This window comes from Planococcus sp. TJ-201 (assembly GCF_058268495.1).
The window spans coordinates 1-653 of record NZ_JBZDOG010000018.1 but is presented as its reverse complement, the minus strand read 5'-3'; the positions used below and the strand labels follow the sequence as shown (position 1 = coordinate 653).

1 protein-coding gene is annotated in these 653 nt (G+C 55.0%); it reads right to left on the bottom strand.

The genetic code is table 11. The annotated features are described in order from the left end of the window. Positions 1-653, bottom strand: a 653-nt coding sequence (locus AC4EG4_RS19070) for a citrate/2-methylcitrate synthase (RefSeq protein WP_490988716.1), incomplete at both ends; no start/stop codon positions are given.

Below are 653 nucleotides of genomic sequence, written 5' to 3'. Positions count from 1 at the left end.
ACCGACATGTCGTACCATTTTTCTTCGCCGCGGATCTTCGTGAGTTTCTGGGACATGTCACGCAAGTGCTTCGCACGCGGGTCGCCTTTGCGGTACACGCGATGGCCAAAGCCCATGATTTTTTCTTTGTTGGCTAATTTTTCCGTGATGACGCGTTCCACGTTATCGACCGAACCGATTTCCGTCAGCATCTTCATCACTTGCTCGTTGGCACCGCCGTGAAGCGGGCCTTTTAGCGCACCGATGGCTGCGGTCACGCCAGAATAGACATCCGACAAGGTCGCGACAGCAACACGCGCCGTGAACGTCGAAGCGTTCAATTCGTGGTCTGCGTGCAGCACCAAGGCTTTGTTAAACGCTTCTTCTTCAATCGCTTCCGGCAATTCGCCTGACAGCATGTACAAGAAGTTCGCCGCGAAGCTCAAGTCGGTTTTCGGTGCGACTGGCTCCTGCCCGTTGCGGATGCGGCCGAATGCCGTCACCAGCGTCGAGATTTTTGCTTGGATCTTGATGGCTTTGCGGTAGTTCGCTTCCGGTTCCATTACTTCCGCTTCTTCGTCGAACAAGCCGAGCATCGACACGGCGGTGCGAAGCGCGGCCATTGGGTGGACATGCTTGATGTCGTATGTTTTGAAATGATCCAGCACGGCTTG